The organism is Enterobacter sp. ZOR0014 (assembly GCF_000798855.1).
GTDB classification, from domain to species: domain Bacteria; phylum Pseudomonadota; class Gammaproteobacteria; order Enterobacterales; family Enterobacteriaceae; genus Enterobacter; species Enterobacter kobei.
Genome location: NZ_JTLF01000335.1, coordinates 1 through 17,816 on the forward strand (window position 1 = coordinate 1; position 17,816 = coordinate 17,816).

19 protein-coding genes and 1 other annotated feature are annotated in these 17,816 nt (G+C 55.1%); of the genes, 5 read left to right on the forward strand and 14 right to left on the reverse strand.

What is annotated here, in order from left to right; translation table 11 throughout:
• Positions 1 to 872: transaldolase (gene tal / locus L977_RS18925; RefSeq protein WP_047626581.1), on the reverse strand; the 872-nt coding region annotated here is incomplete at its 3' end.
• Positions 873 to 1,134: 262 nt separating this feature from the next.
• Between tal and L977_RS18930 the strand changes: the two genes are divergently transcribed.
• Entirely contained in the window at positions 1,135 to 2,565 is a 1,431-nt protein-coding gene (locus tag L977_RS18930) for an alanine/glycine:cation symporter family protein (protein ID WP_023336743.1), read from the forward strand.
• 66 nt (positions 2,566 to 2,631) lie between these two features.
• Positions 2,632 to 3,405, forward strand: coding sequence for a peroxide stress protein YaaA (yaaA, locus tag L977_RS18935; protein ID WP_047626583.1), 774 nt, complete (start codon positions 2,632 to 2,634; stop codon positions 3,403 to 3,405).
• A 32-nt stretch (positions 3,406 to 3,437) separates the two neighbouring features.
• Here yaaA and L977_RS18940 read toward each other — a convergent pair whose 3' ends face one another.
• From L977_RS18940 to yjjY, 7 genes are all read right to left on the reverse strand, one after another.
• Positions 3,438 to 3,731 carry a DUF2502 domain-containing protein gene (locus L977_RS18940; protein ID WP_047626585.1) on the reverse strand — a complete coding sequence of 98 codons (294 nt, stop codon included), beginning with the start codon at positions 3,729 to 3,731 and terminating at the stop codon, positions 3,438 to 3,440.
• Between the two features lie 289 nt (positions 3,732 to 4,020).
• Positions 4,021 to 5,307: a threonine synthase gene (gene thrC / locus L977_RS18945; protein ID WP_023332051.1), complete on the reverse strand. Its 1,287-nt coding sequence runs from the start codon at positions 5,305 to 5,307 to the stop codon at positions 4,021 to 4,023.
• A gap of 3 nt (positions 5,308 to 5,310) precedes the next feature.
• Entirely contained in the window at positions 5,311 to 6,240 is a 930-nt protein-coding gene (gene thrB / locus L977_RS18950; protein ID WP_014882482.1) for a homoserine kinase, read from the reverse strand.
• A 1-nt stretch (position 6,241) separates the two neighbouring features.
• Complete coding sequence (gene thrA, locus L977_RS18955; RefSeq protein WP_014882481.1) at positions 6,242 to 8,704, reverse strand: bifunctional aspartate kinase/homoserine dehydrogenase I; 2,463 nt, start codon at positions 8,702 to 8,704, stop codon at positions 6,242 to 6,244.
• A 24-nt stretch (positions 8,705 to 8,728) separates the two neighbouring features.
• Positions 8,729 to 8,846 (reverse strand) — a sequence feature (Thr leader region).
• Positions 8,785 to 8,853, reverse strand: a complete 69-nt coding sequence (gene thrL, locus L977_RS24050) for a thr operon leader peptide (protein ID WP_015572623.1) — start codon at positions 8,851 to 8,853, stop codon at positions 8,785 to 8,787. Its footprint overlaps the feature before it by 62 nt.
• Positions 8,854 to 9,064: 211 nt before the next feature.
• Complete coding sequence (locus L977_RS18960; RefSeq protein WP_047626587.1) at positions 9,065 to 9,751, reverse strand: tRNA/rRNA methyltransferase; 687 nt, start codon at positions 9,749 to 9,751, stop codon at positions 9,065 to 9,067.
• A 399-nt stretch (positions 9,752 to 10,150) separates the two neighbouring features.
• Positions 10,151 to 10,291 carry a protein YjjY gene (yjjY, locus tag L977_RS24590; RefSeq protein ID WP_085928893.1) on the reverse strand — a complete coding sequence of 47 codons (141 nt, stop codon included), beginning with the start codon at positions 10,289 to 10,291 and terminating at the stop codon, positions 10,151 to 10,153.
• A 95-nt stretch (positions 10,292 to 10,386) separates the two neighbouring features.
• Between yjjY and arcA the strand changes: the two genes are divergently transcribed.
• Complete coding sequence (gene arcA / locus L977_RS18965) at positions 10,387 to 11,103, forward strand: two-component system response regulator ArcA (RefSeq protein ID WP_003856501.1); 717 nt, start codon at positions 10,387 to 10,389, stop codon at positions 11,101 to 11,103.
• Positions 11,104 to 11,152: 49 nt separating this feature from the next.
• Here the strand turns inward: arcA and creD are convergent, their stop codons facing one another.
• Genes creD through creA form a run of 4 tightly spaced genes read right to left on the reverse strand, consistent with a single transcriptional unit; the run spans position 11,153 to position 15,160 of the window.
• Entirely contained in the window at positions 11,153 to 12,505 is a 1,353-nt protein-coding gene (creD, locus tag L977_RS18970; RefSeq protein WP_047626589.1) for a cell envelope integrity protein CreD, read from the reverse strand.
• Between the two features lie 56 nt (positions 12,506 to 12,561).
• Complete coding sequence (gene creC, locus L977_RS18975) at positions 12,562 to 13,986, reverse strand: two-component system sensor histidine kinase CreC (protein WP_023336740.1); 1,425 nt, start codon at positions 13,984 to 13,986, stop codon at positions 12,562 to 12,564.
• Positions 13,986 to 14,675: a two-component system response regulator CreB gene (creB, locus tag L977_RS18980; protein ID WP_047626591.1), complete on the reverse strand. Its 690-nt coding sequence runs from the start codon at positions 14,673 to 14,675 to the stop codon at positions 13,986 to 13,988. Before creB ends, creC begins: the two co-directional genes overlap by 1 nt.
• A 14-nt stretch (positions 14,676 to 14,689) precedes the next feature.
• Positions 14,690 to 15,160 carry a protein CreA gene (gene creA / locus L977_RS18985; RefSeq protein WP_023332045.1) on the reverse strand — a complete coding sequence of 157 codons (471 nt, stop codon included), beginning with the start codon at positions 15,158 to 15,160 and terminating at the stop codon, positions 14,690 to 14,692.
• 211 nt (positions 15,161 to 15,371) lie between these two features.
• Between creA and robA the strand changes: the two genes are divergently transcribed.
• Positions 15,372 to 16,241 carry an MDR efflux pump AcrAB transcriptional activator RobA gene (robA, locus tag L977_RS18990; RefSeq protein WP_023336739.1) on the forward strand — a complete coding sequence of 290 codons (870 nt, stop codon included), beginning with the start codon at positions 15,372 to 15,374 and terminating at the stop codon, positions 16,239 to 16,241.
• Here the strand turns inward: robA and gpmB are convergent.
• Complete coding sequence (gpmB, locus tag L977_RS18995; protein WP_014882474.1) at positions 16,238 to 16,885, reverse strand: 2,3-diphosphoglycerate-dependent phosphoglycerate mutase GpmB; 648 nt, start codon at positions 16,883 to 16,885, stop codon at positions 16,238 to 16,240. The genes robA and gpmB overlap by 4 nt on opposite strands.
• 50 nt (positions 16,886 to 16,935) lie before the next feature.
• On the opposite strand from gpmB, the gene yjjX reads away from it, so the two are divergent.
• The gene (yjjX, locus tag L977_RS19000) at positions 16,936 to 17,451 is read left to right on the forward strand and encodes an inosine/xanthosine triphosphatase (protein ID WP_047626592.1); all 516 of its coding nucleotides are present in this window, start codon (positions 16,936 to 16,938) and stop codon (positions 17,449 to 17,451) included.
• Here the strand turns inward: yjjX and trpR are convergent.
• Positions 17,448 to 17,774, reverse strand: a complete 327-nt coding sequence (trpR, locus tag L977_RS19005; protein ID WP_014882472.1) for a trp operon repressor — start codon at positions 17,772 to 17,774, stop codon at positions 17,448 to 17,450. The two genes, yjjX and trpR, sit on opposite strands and share 4 nt — an antisense overlap.
• Between the last annotated feature and the right edge of the window lie 42 nt (positions 17,775 to 17,816).

A 17,816-nucleotide genomic window follows, 5' to 3' on the forward strand; every position in this document is an offset into this window, starting at 1 on the left:
GCCATTGGATCCTGGTTGTGCTGCCACAGGAACTCGGATTCGGTGATGCGTTCTGGACGCGCCTTCACTTCACCGGTGTAAGACAGTTTGCGCTCGATGGTACCTTCGCTTTCAGCCAGCTCTTTCAGCAGCGCAGGTGCGATGGTCAGACGGTCACAGCCAGCCAGTTCGATGATTTCACCGACGTTACGGAAGCTTGCGCCCATCACCACGGTCTCATAACCATGCTGTTTGTAGTATTCGTAGATTTCAGTCACGGAAACCACGCCTGGATCTTCAGACGCCGCGTACTCTTTCTTGTCGGTGTTGGCTTTGTACCAGTCCAGAATACGGCCTACGAACGGAGAAATCAGGTATACGCCAGCTTCAGCACAAGCACGCGCCTGCGCGAAGGAGAACAGCAGGGTCAGGTTACAGTTGATGCCTTCTTTTTCCAGCTGCTCCGCCGCGCGGATGCCCTGCCAGGTAGACGCCAGTTTGATCAGGATACGGTCGTTGCTGATGCCCGCATCGTTGTACAGTTTGATCAGACGTTTTGCTTTAGCAATTGACGCTTCGGTGTCGTAGGACAGACGTGCATCCACTTCGGTGGAGATACGGCCCGGGACCAGTTTCAGAATTTCCAGACCGATGTTCACGGCCAGTTTATCAGTGGCATCCACAACCTGCTGCGCGCGGTCATTGCTCTGTGCTTTCGCCCAGGTCACGGCCTCGTCAATCAGTTTGCGATACTCAGGGATCTGTGCGGCGTTAAGGATCAGAGAAGGGTTAGTTGTGGCATCCTGCGGCTGGTACAGCTTCATTGCCGCGATATCTCCGGTGTCAGCTACGACAGTGGTGAACTGACGAAGGGAGGTCAATTTATCCGTCATGATAGTGTTTCTCTTTTAACGTGCCCTGGATAATTCACGCTACCGACAGCATGCCTGCAGCGGAAAAATGACAGGTTTACTTGTTAGGGGGATGTAACCGGTCTGCCCTGATGATAACACGACGGAGGGGTAGCGCAACCGCAGACAGTGCGCTTAGGCAGAGTATGATAAACTGAGAATATTAACAGGCTGCTAAGCAACAGCATGCCCAATCAGTGGTAGCGCTTACATATTCACATTGGCATCAACAAGAGGGACGTTAATGCCTGATTTCTTTTTCTTTATTAACGAAGTCCTCTGGGGTTCGATAATGATTTACCTGCTCCTGGGAGCAGGTATCTGGTTTACGCTACGCAGTGGGTTTATCCAGTTTCGCTATATTCGCAAGTTTGGCAGAAGTCTGAAAAACAGCGTCACGCCCCATCCGGGCGGACTCACCTCGTTTCAGGCGCTGTGTACCAGCCTTGCGGCACGCCTTGGCAGCGGCAATCTGGCAGGCGTTGCGCTGGCCATCAGCGCAGGAGGGCCTGGCGCAGTGTTCTGGATGTGGGTCACGGCACTTCTGGGGATGGCCACCTCTTTCGCCGAAAGTTCGCTGGCACAACTCTACAAAGAGAAGGATAAAAGCGGACAGTTTCGTGGCGGCCCGTCATGGTATATGGCGCGTGGCTTAGGGATGCGCTGGATGGGCGTGCTGTTCTCGCTTTTTTTACTGTTCGCATACGGCCTCATTTTTAATACCGTCCAGTCAAACTCGGTTGCCCATGCTCTGCGCTATACCTTCTCCTGTCCGGAGTGGCTCACGGGCAGCGTGTTAGCCCTCTTTGTTTTGCTCGCCATTTCTGCCGGCCTTAGGGGTGTCGCCCGCCTGATGCAGTGGCTGGTGCCCATTATGGCCCTGCTCTGGGTTGCCGCGAGTCTGGTCGTTGCAGCACTGCATTTCGAACAGGTTCCTGGGGTCATTGCGTCCATCTTTAAAAGCGCCTTTGGCTGGCGAGAAGTCGCATCAGGCGCGCTGGGCTATACCCTGAGCCAGGCATTGATGGCAGGTTTTCAACGGGGCATGTTCTCCAATGAAGCCGGAATGGGTTCCACTCCCAACGTCGCAGCGGCCGCCTCTTCGTGGCCGCCACACCCGGCTGCGCAGGGTATTGTGCAGATGATCGGCGTCTTTATGGATACGGTGATCATCTGTTCCGCCAGTGCCATGATCCTCCTTCTGGCCGGCCCGGTACCCCATACCTCGGATGCCGTCGGGATACAATTTCTTCAGCAGGCGCTGGTGAACCTGACCGGCGGCTGGGGGGCTGGCTTTGTCTCGCTCATACTGATGTTGTTCTCCTTCAGCTCAATTGTGGTCAACTATCTGTACGCTGAAAACAACCTCATTTTCCTGAGATTCAACGCTCGCCCTGCTATCCTCCTGCTTCGCCTGGGGGTGATACTGATGGTGTTCGCGGGCGCCCTTCTGACGATGCCTATGATCTGGCAGCTGGCGGATGTCATTATGGCGCTAATGGCAATCACTAACCTGACGGCGATCCTGCTGCTCTCCCCCGTTGTGACGCTTATTGCCAAAGATTATCTTCGCCAGCGCAAGCTGGGGGTTGCCCCGGTATTTGATGCGTCACGTTACCCCGAAATTGCGTCACAACTTGCCCCTGGCACCTGGGATGATTTGCCCCGGCGATAACAGCTATCGATCAATTCAGGGCGATTTTTTGTTAAAGTCGCTCTAAATTTCCTGCAAGGACTGGATATGCTGATTCTGATTTCACCTGCAAAAACGCTCGACTACCAGAGCCCGCTCGCCACTGAGCGCTATACCCAGCCAGAACTGCTGGATTATTCACAGCAGCTGATCCGTGAAGCGCGCAAGCTCTCTGCGCCGCAAATCGCCTCGCTGATGAGCATCAGTGACAAGCTGGCAGACCTGAACGCGACGCGATTCCATGAATGGCATCCGGATTTCACCCCTGCTAACGCGCGTCAGGCGATTCTGGCGTTTAAAGGTGATGTCTATACCGGTCTGCAGGCGGAAGACTTCAGTGAAGCCGACTTCGATTTTGCCCAGCAGCATCTGCGTATGCTGTCGGGTCTGTATGGCGTACTGCGTCCGCTGGATCTAATGCAGCCGTACCGTCTGGAGATGGGCATTCGTCTGGAAAACGCCAAAGGCAAAGACTTGTACCATTTCTGGGGCGAAATCATCACCGATAAGCTGAACGCGGCGCTACGCGCTCAGGGCGATAACGTGGTGATTAACCTGGCATCCGATGAATACTACAAGTCGGTGAAACCGAAAAAGCTGGATGCGGAAATCATCAAGCCGGTCTTCCTGGATGAGAAAAACGGCAAGTTCAAGGTCATCAGCTTCTATGCCAAAAAGGCGCGGGGCCTCATGAGCCGCTATATCATTCAGAACCGCCTGACCAAGCCGGAGCAGCTGACCGATTTTAACAGCGAAGGCTATTTCTTTGACGAAGACGCGTCGGGGAAAGGCGAACTGGTCTTTAAACGCCACGAACAGTAAAACAACACCCCGCCTGCTGGCGGGGTGTTGCATTAATGGTGCTTCCAGTCCTGCCCTGGATGGCGATCGTCATGATGATGGTCGTGTCGATCGTCACGATCGCGATGTTCGTCATGCGGGCGCCAGTGGTTATCACGCCAGTCATAATGCGCCTTCCACCAGTCGTGGTCGCGCCAGCGGCCGCCGTCCCAGTAATGCCCGCTGTTGTCCCGGTCGCCAATCTGCAGTTTAACCGCCGGTACGAGGGTGATTTCGGATGCCTGTGCCGCCATGGGAGCGACCAGCACCAGTGAAAGCGCGATGAGTGCAGGTTTCAGTGTAGACATCTGTGACTCCTTATTCTTCTTGCCCAACGTGGGCCGATGTAAGGAGAGTACGCGAGGGGAACGGGGGATGTTATTCTCTGCAATCCTAAACGCTAAGTGACCGCATTTATTGGGAATTTCTGCTTTTTTCCTGCTTTATTCCTCCTTATTTTCTTCACAAAAAAGCCGGGTGGCGGCTTCGCCTTTCCCGGCCTAAAGATCGGTGCTGCTTTTGCCGGGTGGCGCTGCGCTTACCCGGCCAACAAACCCCGTAGGTCCGGTAAGGCGTAGCCGCCACCGGGCAACACAATCACGCGCGAGTCATCATCAACTTACGCAGCGCGGCAAAATCCGCAGGCAGCTCGTGTGACAGCAGCGGCAGGTCGGCACGCTCGGCCAGCTCTTTTGGCAGCGGCAGCGTTTCGCCCAGGATCGCTTCCACGCTCTCTTTGAACTTGGCGGGATGGGCGGTACCGAGGAACAGACCATATTCCCCCGGGTTGAGCTGGTCGCGCAGTGCGCGATACGCAATTGCCGCGTGCGGCTCAGAGGTATATCCCACCGCCTTCAGCTCGCGCATGGTCGCTTTAGTGGTCTCATCCGTCACCGCCGCGTAGCCCAGGTCCACCAGACGCCATACCTTGCGGCGGAACAGCTCTTCCACGCGCGGCCAGTTGTTTGGCTGTGACACATCCATGGCATTGGAGAGCGTTGCCTGCGTCGCGTTCGGTGCCCATTTCCCGTCTTTCAGGAAGCGCGGCACGGTGTCGTTGGCGTTGGTAGCGGCGATAAAGCGCTTCACCGGCAGACCGAGCGATTTCGCCAGTAATCCCGCCGTCAGGTCACCGAAGTTACCGCTTGGTACGGACACCACCAGCTGATTGCGCGCTTCCTGCGGCAGCTGCGCTACCGCTTCGAAGTAGTAGCAAATCTGCGCCAGCAGACGGCTGATGTTGATGGAGTTGGCGGAATTCAGCCCCAGCGCGGCCTTCAGCTCTTCATCATCGAACGCCTGCTTGACCAGCGCCTGACAGGCATCAAAGTCACCGTCGATCGCCACGGTCTCAATGTTGCCGCCGAGCGTACAGAACAGTTTTTCCTGCAGCGGGCTGATTTTGCCTTTTGGATAGAGGATCACCACGCGGACGTTTTTCAGGCCGTAGAACGCATGCGCGACCGCGGCACCGGTATCGCCGGAGGTGGCTGTCAGAATGGTCACCGGCTTGTCGCCGCTGATGTGGGTCAGCATCTGCGCCATAAAGCGGCCGCCGAAGTCTTTAAACGCCAGTGTCGGGCCGTGGAACAGCTCCAGACAACCGACGTCAGGCTCCACCTGCTGCACCGGAGCCGGGAAGGCAAACGCCGCACGCACGCGCTCTTCCAGCAGCTCCTGAGGGATTTCGTCGCCGATAAACGCAGACAGAATTTTGGTGCTGCGGGTGACAAAGTCCTGCTTCAGCAGTTCATCAATCTCGGTCAGCTGAAATTCCGGCAGGTCATGCGGGAAGAACAGCCCCTGATTTTTGCCCAGCCCCTGAGTCACTGCCTGCGCGAAGCTGACCTGCTCGTTATGATCTTTAAGGTTATAGAGTTTCATTCGTTATCCCAGTACTCGTGCGCCAGCCGTGTCCAGACGGCAAATATGAACAAAGCCTTCCTGATTTTGCAGGTAGTGTTTAGAGAGCCAGTCCGCCACGCGCTGCGCGGTGTCTGGCTTATCGCACAGGGCGAACAGCGTCGGGCCGGAGCCGGAGATGCCGCACGCCTGCGCGCCGATATCCATGGCGGCCTGTCGCGCCTCGTTAAAGCCAGGCAGCAGCTTCGTGCGGTACGGCTCGGCAATGACATCTTTCATCAGCTTCGCCGCCAGCTGCGGCTGACGGGTATAGCAGGCGTGGATAAAGCCCGCCAGATGACGTCCGTGAGCAATACAGTCCTGACGACGATATTGCGCAGGCAGGATCGCACGCGCTTCCGCGGTAGAGACCTTAATCCCCGGATACGCCAGCACCCACAGCCACTCATCAAACCCTGGCACCTGCTGGCTGATGATGCCATTTTCTTCGATCATCAGCTGCATACCGCCAAGGAAGCACGGTGCCACATTGTCATAGTGGATACTGCCGGAGATACGCCCTTCCAGCTCGCCCATTAACCCCAGCAGGCGGCTGTTATTCAAAGGCTTGCCGCAGTGCTCGTTCATCGCCACCAGCGCGGCAACCACGGAACAGGCGCTGGAGCCCAGCCCCGAACCAATCGGCATACTTTTTTCCAGCGTCATGGCGACCGGCACGTTTTTGCCGATCTCCTGACAGAAGCGTTCCCAGCACTGATAGACGATATTCTCGCGCGGGTCGGACGGCAGTTTGCTGGCGAATCGGCCCACGTTATTGAGGCTGAAACTCGCCGCCGCCTCAACCGTAACCGTATCGCCCAACAGCGAACCGTCCACCGGCGTGACCGCCGCACCCAGCACATCGAATCCGACGCTCATATTGGCGCTGGAAGCCGGGGCATAAACTTTGACCATGTTAAACTCCTAACTTCCATGACAGGGTACGCAGCAGATCGGCAAACACACCCGCCGCTGTAACATCGTTCCCTGCGCCATAGCCGCGAAGCACCAGCGGCAATGGCTGATAATAGTGGCTGTAAAACGCGAGGGCGTTTTCGCCGTTTTTGACTTTGTACAGCGGGTCGTTGCCATCCACTTCGGCAATCTTCACCCGGCACACGCCATCTTCTTCAATGTTGCCAACATAGCGCAATACCTTACCTTCATCACGGGCTTTCGCCACGCGCGCGGCAAAAGCATCGTCAAGCTGGGGTAAATTCGCCATAAAGGTGCTGACATCACCGCTGCTGTCAAACTCGGCTGGCAACACGGGTTCAATCACAATGTCCGAAAGCTCCAGCTCGCGACCGGTTTCGCGCACGAGGATCAGCAGCTTACGCGCCACGTCCATGCCGGAGAGATCGTCACGTGGATCCGGCTCGGTATAGCCCAGCTCGCGCGCGGCGCGGGTGGCTTCCGAGAGGCTCATGCCCTCGTCCAGCTTGCCAAAGATAAACGACAGGGAGCCGGAGAGAATGCCGGAGAAACGCTGCAGTTCGTCGCCCGCATTCAGCAGATTTTGCAGATTTTCGATAACCGGCAGGCCTGCGCCCACGTTGGTGTCGTACAGGAACTTACGGCGCGACTTGCTCGCCGCCAGACGCAGCTGGTGATAGTAATCCATCGACGAGGTGTTGGCCTTTTTGTTCGGCGTCACCACGTGGAAGCCTTCGCGCAGGAAATCCGCATACTGGTCGGCAACGGCCTGGTTTGACGTACAGTCGACAATCACCGGGTTAAGCAGATGGTACTCTTTTACCAGACGGATAAGGCGACCCAGATTAAACGGCTCTTTCGCCTCTTCCAGCCCGGCCTGCCAGTTTTCAAGATTCAGACCATGCACATTGGTCAGTAGCGCTCTGGAATTGGCAATACCGCAGACGCGCAGATCGATATGCTTCTTCTTGAGCCACGCCTGCTGACGCTTCACCTGCTCGAGCAGCGCGCCGCCGACACCGCCCACGCCAATCAGGAACAGTTCAATGACCTGATCGGTATTGAACAGCATCTGATGCACCACGCGCACGCCGGTGGTGGCATCGTCGTTATCCACCACGACGGAAATAGAACGCTCAGACGAGCCCTGGGCAATCGCCACGATATTGATGTTGGCGCGGGCCAGCGCGGCAAAGAACTTCGCGGAGATACCGCGCAGGGTGCGCATCCCGTCGCCCACGACGGAGATGACGGCCAGACGCTCCTGAATGGAGAGCGGCTCCAGCAACTCCTCTTTCAGCTCCAGATAAAACTCTTCTTCCAGCGCACGGCGTGCGCGCAGGCAGTCGGCCTGCGGCACGCAGAAGCTGATGCTGTACTCGGAAGAGGACTGCGTGATCAGCACCACCGAGATACCGTTGCGTGACATTGCGGCAAAGACGCGCGCCGCCATGCCGACCATGCCCTTCATCCCCGGACCGGAGACGCTGAACATCGCCATGTTATTCAGGTTGGAGATGCCTTTCACCGGCAGGCCATCTTCATCGGAGCTGGCACCAATCAGCGTACCTGGCGCTTGCGGGTTACCGGTGTTTTTAATCAGGCAAGGGATCTGGAACTGGGCAATCGGGGAGATGGTACGTGGGTGAAGCACTTTGGCGCCGAAGTAGGAAAGCTCCATCGCTTCCTGGTAAGACATCGACTTCAGCAACCTGGCGTCCGGTACCTGGCGCGGGTCGCAGGTATACACGCCGTCGACGTCAGTCCAGATCTCACAACAGTCTGCGCGTAAACAGGCAGCCAGCACGGCGGCAGAGTAGTCGGAGCCGTTACGGCCCAGTACCACCAACTCGCCCTTCTCATTTCCGGCGGTAAAGCCCGCCATCAGGATCATGTGGTCAGACGGGATTTTGCTCGCGGCGATACGGCGGGTTGATTCGGCAATATCAACGGTAGATTCGAGGTAGTGGCCCACCGCAAGCAGTTTTTCAACCGGATTGATGACGGTCACGCCGTGGCCACGCGCTTCCAGCAGGCCAGCCATGATGGCGATTGACAGTTTCTCACCGCGGCAGATCAGCGCCGCGTTGATGCTGTCCGGACACTGGCCCAGCAGGCTGATACCGTGCAGCACATGTTTGATCTGAGCAAACTCCTGCTCAACGAAAGACTTCAGCTGTGCGAGCGGGAAGCCGGGCTGTGCCTCCGCCAGCCCCTGCAGCAGCTCAGCGAAGATACGCTCGGCGTCGCTGATGTTCGGAAGTGCATCCTGACCACCGATGGTTTTTTCAATCATCGCCACCAGATGGTTCGTGATTTTTGCCGGGGCAGAGAGCACGGTCGCAACCTGCCCCTGCCTGGCGTTGCTCTCCAGGATATCGGCAACACGCAGAAAACGTTCTGCATTTGCCACTGATGTACCGCCGAACTTCAACACTCGCATGGTTCTACCTCGTTTCCTTTAGCCGAAAAAAAAGCCCGCACTGTTCAGGTGCGGGCTTTTTTTTGTTTTTCCTGTACGCGTCAGCCCGCATCGTTACCTGTGGTAATGATGATGGTTGTAGTAATGGTGGTGATGCTGATGCGTTTCATGGATGTTGTGTACTCTGTCATTATTATCTGTCTGTGCTGTATTCTTTTAGGGTTAAAGGATCGGGCACCTTAAGTCAATGAATTTTTAATTTGATCACAATTCCGCAGAGACTCACGCCCCGCTGTTTGCCGATTTATTTTCATCCGATTCCCCCAAATGCAACCCTCCATGACAGACAATTTTGCCATAGTAAAAACTTATGACAGCATTTTACTCGGCTAATTTTTTTTCAATATCGTGCAGCAAACGGTGCAACATTGCCGTGTCCCGCTGCTCAAGTCGTCCGAGACGCTGGTGTAGCCAGTCAGCCATTTTTTGATCGTCCGCCACATCCAGCCGCAAGAGCAAGTTCTCCACGCGAGCGCGAAGTGCAGCCAGCTGGTTTTCATCGGTTCCTGTATTTTGTGGCTGGGGGATTTGTATTAAGGATGCTAATTGATAGCAATAGACCATGACCGCCTGGCCTAAATTCAGAGACGGATAATCCGCGACCATCGGCGCGCCAGTCAAAACATCCGCCAGTGCCAGCTCTTCGTTAGTGAGTCCGGAATCTTCGCGGCCAAACACCAGCGCCGCTTTCTCAAGCCACTGGCTTTTCTCTTGCAGCATGGGCACCAGCTCAGCAGGCGTGGCGTAGTAATGGAACTTCGCTCGGCTGCGGGCGGTGGTCGCAACGGTAAACGAAATGTCATGCAGTGCGTCGGCAAGCGTAGCGTAAGTCGTTATATTATCGAGAATATCTCCCGAACCATGCGCCACCCAGCGGGCAGCAGGCTCGAGGTGCGCAGTGCTGTCCACAATACGTAAATCGGTAAAACCCATGGTCTTCATGGCACGCGCCGCAGCGCCTATATTTTCTGCTCTGGCTGGGGCGACCAGTACAATCGACAGATGCATTTATGCTCTCTTTTTAATCAGTTAGCGGGTAAAAATGTGATGCACTTCAACATATTACGCAGCGCAAATTTACAAATTTGCAACACAAATCACCGAAATAGCGTTTCATAACAAATTAAAGACGCTAAACTATTTTGTGTCTGAACAATCAGTTAGAATGTTAACAGAAGACCATTATCCTTATGTTTTATAATGATAATGGCATCATGAATACCCTATTCTGATTGGATTCGCTTCGTTTATATATCAATGTCCGCAACTAGTTGGTTTATTGAAAAATTGTGACAAAGGCTAGCATTCGGCTACGATGATTTCATCAAACTGTTAACGTGCTACAATTGAACTTGATATATGTCAACGAAGCGTAGTTTTATTGGGTGTCTGGTGTCACTTAGCCTGTTATGTTGCTGTTAAAATGGTTAGGATGACAGCCGTTTTTGACACTGTCGGGTCCAAAGGGAAAGTACCCAAGACCAAGCTAATGATGTTGTTGACGTTGATGGAAAGTGCATCAAGAACGCAATTACGTACTTTAGTCACGTTAAGCCGATCATGTTAATTTGCGACATGCATCAGGCAGGTCAGGGACTTTTGTACTTCCTGTTTCGATTTAGTTGGCAATTTAGGTAGCAAACATGCAGACCCCGCACATTCTTATCGTTGAAGACGAGTTGGTAACACGCAACACGTTAAAGAGCATTTTCGAAGCAGAAGGCTACGATGTCTTTGAAGCGACCGATGGCGCAGAGATGCATCAGATCCTTTCTGAAAATGATATCAACCTGGTAATCATGGATATCAACCTGCCGGGCAAAAACGGGCTTCTTCTGGCGCGCGAACTGCGTGAGCAGGCGAACGTCGCGTTAATGTTCCTGACGGGCCGTGACAACGAAGTTGATAAAATTCTTGGCCTGGAAATCGGTGCGGATGACTACATCACCAAGCCGTTCAACCCACGCGAGTTAACCATTCGTGCACGCAACCTGCTGTCCCGCACCATGAACCTGGGCACGGTCAGTGAAGAGCGTCGTAGCGTCGATAGCTACAAATTCAACGGCTGGGAACTTGATATCAATAGCCGTTCGCTGATTAGCCCGAACGGTGAGCAGTATAAACTGCCGCGCAGCGAATTCCGCGCGATGCTGCACTTCTGCGAAAACCCGGGCAAAATTCAGTCCCGTGCAGAACTGCTGAAGAAAATGACCGGCCGTGAGCTGAAGCCACACGACCGTACCGTAGACGTGACCATCCGTCGTATTCGTAAACATTTCGAATCTACGCCTGATACGCCGGAAATCATCGCCACAATCCACGGCGAAGGGTACCGTTTCTGCGGAGACCTGCAGGAGTAATCCCGCAGTCAATGCAATAAAGAAAAACGGCGCATTCGCGCCGTTTTTTTTATTTCCAGATCCGCATCGTGTCGTTATCGGGCTCTGCGGGTGGCTCAGGGCGCTTCGGCTGTGAAAGCGAATACCAGTCGAAATGCCGGGTCAGGTACATCACGGCGAACAGTGCCAGTGCGAGCACCGCTGACCCCAACAGCAGCGCACTATCCTCCGAACGAAGCAGGAACCACATCACCACGTCCAGCCCCAGCAAGGCCAGCACAAACAACCCGCTGCGCTTCCAGCTTTTTAGCACCGCCTGCAGGTACATCCCGTTCATCGCAGCACCCACCAGGCTTGCAACAACCCAGGCAGGCGTAAAGCCGACGTGTTCTGACAGCGCCAGCAGCACCAGATAGAACAGTACCAGCGACAGCCCCACCAGCAGATACTGCATTGGGTGCAGGCGCAGCCCGGTTAAGGTTTCGAAGACAAAGAAGGCCATAAACGTCAGCGCAATCAGCAAAATAGCATACTTGATTGCCCGGTCGGTCAGCTGATACTGATCGGCAGGTGTGGCTACCGTGACGCTAAAAGCCGGGATCGACTCCCACGCAGGAGATTCACTCCCGTTGAACCAGCTCTCAAGGTTGTTCGCAAACCAGCTGCTCTGCCAGTTCGCCTGAAAACCTGAATCACCGATTTTGTGTTTCACCGGCAGATAGTTGCCCATGAAGCCCGGATGCGGCCAGTTGCTGTTCAGCGCCATTTCGCTGTTACGTCCCACGGGCACCACGGCAAAACTCCCCGTACCCGCCAGATTCAGCGACATCTCCATGGCAAACGTTTTTGACTCCAGCGCTTTATCCGTCAGCGGGATATGAACACCGGAAAGCGCGCCAGATACGCCCGAACCCGGCTCTACGCTCAGCGTCTCGCCGTTGATACTGGAGACTTTCACCGTGCCAATACCGCGTGCATCGCCCACTCCAACAACGATAAACGGCTGCCCCAGGGTCATCGTCTCCCCTTTAAGCTGCGTCATTTTTTCGGTGTTGAACTGCGCTTTTATTTTGAGATCGGTGTTCCAGATCTGTCCGTCATAGATGCCGATATTTCGGGACTCAACGCGCTGGTTACCCTCAACAAGCAGCGACTCCGGCAGGATAAAATGCAGATAGCTTTTCTTGTACTCGACCTTCTTCTCATCCTCTAGCTTGTAAAAGATCTCTGTCACCGGAATCGCAATCAGCGGGCCGACCAGTTTTTGCGGTCCGCTGGTGCTCTGGCGAAGCGTATTTTCGACATCATTACGGTAGCTTTCACGCTCTGCAATGAGGTTACTTACCATAAACAGCGGGACTAACAGCAGCAGAATGCACCCCAGCAGGGTGCTTATTTTCCAGAACAGGGGGGATTTCATCATTACGTCTCCTTTGTGATGAAGAGAGCGTAACCAGGCTGTGTGGGGGCAGTTTGAAGTTATGTGAAGGGACGGTGAAGTGTCAGCGTGGCCATCACGCCGCCCTCATCACGATTGCGCAATGTAATCTCTCCCTGATGCAGACGCGCCACCTCCTGCACAAAGGCCAGCCCGAGCCCACTGCTCTTAAGCCCGTTCTCGCGCGGAAGGGAATAGAAGCGTTCAAAAATACGATCCAGCGCGTAATCCGGGATCCCGCTTCCGCTGTCGATGATGACAAGCTGTATCTGCCCCTGCTCTTCCCGGGCCGCCAGTTCAATGGTTCCGCCCTGAGGCGTAAAATCGATGGCGTTATCCAGCAAATTGCCGAGCGCCTGTTCGAGGAGATCGGGATCGCCTTCAACATTAAACGGAACAGGCTGGATAGTCAGCACAATCGCTTTTGCCGATAGCAGGGCCGAGCGCGCGTCAGCAAGCCGCGTAAACAGTGAATTGACCCGAATGACCTCCGGCGTAATCTCGACCCGATTTTCAAGCCGCGCCTGCGCGAGCAGTTTTTCAACCAGCGACTGCATGCGTGCGTTTTGTACCAGAATGTTATCAATAAAGCGTGCTGCCACCTGCGGCGGCGGCTGCTCGGCAAGGATTTCCGCCGCGCCGCGTATGGCCGCCATCGGGCTTTTCAGCTCGTGGGTGAGCGCATGGACATAGCGTTCAATGTAATTTTTCCCTTCGAGACGAATGCGCATATTCTCCAGCGCCTGGGCCAGCTTGTGCAGTTCGCTGCTGCCCGGATTAGGTAGCGGGAGAGGCGTGTCGGTGGTCACCGAATCGGCATAGCGCGATAACGTACTGATAGAACGATTGATCCACCAGGCGACAAGGAGACCAATCAGCAAGGCAATGCCGAGCAACGCGCCACCCGCCCAGAGGATCCGCCGCTCGCTGCGGTGGATAACCGGAGCCATCGCGCTGTTCGGTTTCCCGACCGACAGCACGCCGATAATCTTACCCTGCTCCACAACCGGCGCGGCAACATACATTACCGTACTCTCAGGATCGTCTGGATTGCTCTGAGTGCTGCGCGCGCCGTATTTACCGCGAAGCGTTAGCCAGACATCGTTCCAGCGCGAGTAATCTTGCCCCACGGCCAGACCGGCGGAATCAAACACCACTCTGCCCTGCGCATCGGTCATATAGACGTGATACTCGTTACGCACCTTATAGATGCCGCCGAGGTTGGCGCGGAAAGGCCGCTGATGGAGCTGTGAAAAGGCCTGCGCCAGTTTGCCCTGCTGCGCATTCCCCGAAAGAAGATCGTCGCGCCCGATTTCGGCAAGCAAGGTCGCGGTATCGATCAACGTCCCCTCGGTGGCCCTGCGCACGCCGGGCTTCACTTCCTGAACAAAAATCGACAGCACAAACCACGCGGCGATGCCCACGATCAGGAAATATCCCAGCAACAACCGCATCCCAATGCGCATCAGTAAAGGCCCAGACTGTAGCCCATACCCCGATGGGTACTGATGGGAGACTGTTCATCGTTCACCGCCCGCAGCTTGGCGCGCAGGGTTTTGATATGGGTATCCACGGTACGATCGAAGCTGTCGCCGTCTTCACCCCATACCTTGTCCATCAGCTGCTGGCGCGAAAATACCCGCCCGGGGGCCTGTAAAAAGGTTTTGAGCAGCAAGAACTCGTAGCGGGTCAGGGGTAAAACTTCACCGCACCAGCTTATTCGGGCGGCAGGTTCATTTAGCTCAAATTGCCCGATACGCATCGTTTCTGCTGGCGCGGCGGATTTTTGCATCCGCCGTAAAATTGTCCTTACCCGGGCGCAAACCTCTCGCGGAGAAAAAGGCTTGGCGACGTAGTCGTCGGCGCCCATTTCCAGCCCGAGGAGTTTATCCACTTCATCACTGCGTGCCGTGAGAAACAGCACCGGAAGTGACGGATGCTGCGCCAGCAGCTGGCGGCAGAGTTCAAAACCGCTGATGTCCGGCAGCCCAACATCCAGAATGGCGAGCGCCGGGATCTGCCGCCGCGCCTCCTCCAGCATCGGTAAACCGCGCTCAAACGCCTTTACCGCAAAGCCTTCCTGCTGAAGCATGTAGATAAGCGTATCGGCGATACTGGTTTCGTCTTCAACCAGCCAGACCACAGGTTGTTGCATGGTTCATCCCTGAATTAATGCCATGGCATAATCGGCACGGCGCTGATGGCGTTTTTCGGCGAGCCTTCCACCACTTTGTCGGAATAGGCAAGATAAGCAAGCGTATTGCGCTTCGCATCATAGAAACGCACTACCTGCAGCTTTTTGAACACCAGCGACGTCCGTTTCTGGAACACCACGTCACCCTGCGCTTTACCGTTTTTAATTTTATCGCTCAGCTCAACCGGCCCCACCTGCTGGCAGGAGATCGCCGCATCTGAGGTATCTTCCGCCAGCCCCAGACCGCCTTTAATACCGCCCGTCTTCGCACGGCTGACGTAGCAGGTGACGTTTTTCACATCTGGATCGTCAAACGCCTCCACCACAATTTTGTGGTCCGGGCCAAACATTTTGAACACGGTATCGACAGATCCAATCTGTTCCGCTTGCGCCGCACGGCCAACAACCAGCAACAGAGCGGTAAGAAGCAAAGTCTTGTATTTCATATTGTTACCATTCTTTAAAATTGCATTGAGCGATTATTCAACACTTTAGACAAAAATGTAGCAAGATCACAGGATTAGAATATATTCGCCCAAAACGGGGGAGAAAAGGCATTAATGCGCAAAAAAAACACTGAATGCTAAAACATCAAAAAATGCTATTATCCGCTAACCTGTTATCAGGCACCTGCTGTTTTAAGGATGAGGATAGTATATGGATCAGGCTGGAATTATTCGCGACCTGCTCACCTGGCTGGAAGGTCATCTCGACCAGCCTTTGTCACTGGATAATGTGGCGGCTAAAGCAGGCTATTCCAAGTGGCATCTGCAAAGGATGTTCAAGGATGTCACCGGTCATGCTATCGGGGCCTATATTCGCGCACGTCGTTTGTCCAAGTCTGCGGTGGCATTGCGCCTGACCGCGCGGCCCATTCTGGATATTGCCTTGCAGTATCGTTTTGATTCGCAGCAGACCTTCACCCGTGCGTTTAAAAAACAGTTCTCGTTGACGCCAGCGCTCTATCGCCGCTCGCCAGACTGGAGCTCGTTTGGTATGCGTCCGCCGCTGCGTCTGGGCGAGTTCGCCATGCCGAAATACGAAATTGTCACGCTGCCGGAAACCCATCTGATCGGTACGACCCAGAGCTACTCCTGTTCTCTTGAGCAGATTTCTGAGTTCCGTCATCAGATGCGTGTCCAGTTCTGGCGCGACTTCCTGAGTCATGCGCCAGCGATCCCACCGATCCTCTATGGTCTCAACGAAACGCACCCAAGCCAGGAAAAAGACGACGAGCAGGAGGTGTTCTACACCACCGCGCTGACGCCAGAGATGGCAAATGGTTATATTCAGGGGTCTAAACCGGTCGTGCTGGAAGGCGGCGAATACGTGATGTTCTCGTATGAAGGACTGGGAACGGGCGTTCAGGAGTTCATCCTGACCGTTTACGGAACCTGCATGCCGATGCTGAATCTGAATCGCCGTAAAGGTCAGGACATTGAGCGCTACTACCCGGCGCAGGATGCGAAACCGGAAGAAGGCCCAATCAATCTGCGGATGGAATTCTTAATTCCGATACGTCGTTAACGCTGCAGTTCATCAAGCGCAGGGGCATCGAGATGCGAAATGTCCCCTGCCATCTCCACGACCCAACCCGACGCCAGCCACGCACTTTCCTGATAATCAATTCGGGAAATAGAGCAGTTGCGCAGACGCAGACGACGTTCAGCATAAGCCGGTAATCCCAGAATGGTGCTCACCAGGCAGCCCAGCGCAATACCGTGACTCACCAGCAGCGGACGGCTACCTGCCGGAAGCTTCAGACATTCCGCCAGTGCGGCATGCATACGCACGCTCAGCTCCTGCATGGATTCCCCCTCAGGGATGCGGCCATCTTCGGTACCGTTGACCAGCGTACGACGCCAGCCCTCTTCCGTTTCGGTCAGCGTATCGATATGGCGTTTTTCCAGCACGCCCATATCCAGCTCGCGCAGACGCGGCTCAAGCATCACGTCACAGCCGCAGGCATCTGCGATGATGCGCGCTGTCTGCTGCGTGCGACCTAAATCGCTGGTGATCACGTGGGTAATGCCCAGCGTCCTGGCACGCTCTGCCACCTGCCACGCTTGCTGGATCCCCTTCTCAGTGAGAGGACTGTCTGACTGGCCTTGAATACGTCGCTCGGCGTTCCACTGCGTCTCACCGTGGCGAACAAGGTATACCTGTAACATGCTTTTTTTCCGTTATACTGCGATGAGTTTTTTTTGAATCGAGCTTAATTATGCACCATGTTGTCTCTGCTACCACCAATCCTGCCAAAATTCAGGCAATTCTAAAGGCTTTTGAAGAGATTTTCGGCGAAGGATCCTGCCATATCGAAGCCATCGGCGTCGAGAGTGGCGTACCTGAACAGCCGTTTGGCAGCGATGAAACGCGCGCTGGCGCACGAAATCGCGTGGCAAATGCTAAAGCCGCGGCCCCAAAGGCGGACTTCTGGGTCGCCATTGAAGCCGGGATCGACGAAGGTGCCACCTTTAGCTGGGTAGTGATAGAAAGCCGAGAGCAGCGCGGTGAAGCGCGTTCTGCCACCCTGCCGCTGCCAGAGATCATTCTGAACAAAGTGCGCGAAGGCGAAGCGCTCGGGCCGGTGATGTCACAGTACACCGGCATTGATGAGATTGGGCGCAAAGAAGGGGCGATTGGCGTCTTTACTGCGGGCACGCTCACGCGTTCAGGCGTTTACCACCAGGCGGTGATTTTGGCGTTAAGCCCGTTCCATAACGCGATTTATCGTTAGGTATTTTTCAACAACACCGCTTCCAGCCACTGGCGCAGCTCGACCGGCGCAGACTTCAGGCTGTTCGAGCCGCGGGTGATCGTCGCGATGCCCGCGCCCAGCTCATTTTTCAGCTCACGCTGGCTCATCTCACCGCGCAGTAGTTCTTCAATGATCCGCACGCGCGTGCCCAGCGCTTCACGCTCGTCTGGGGTCAGCATCAGCTGCATAAGAGGTAAGTGCAAATCCTGATCGTAAGACTGGCGAAGCAGCTCCACAAAACGAAGCCACTCCTGGTGACGCTGTTCGGCCATTGCCGAGGAATACGGGGAATGCTGGGTCATGTTATGCTGCCTCTTGTACTCATTAGCGAGTACAGCATAACA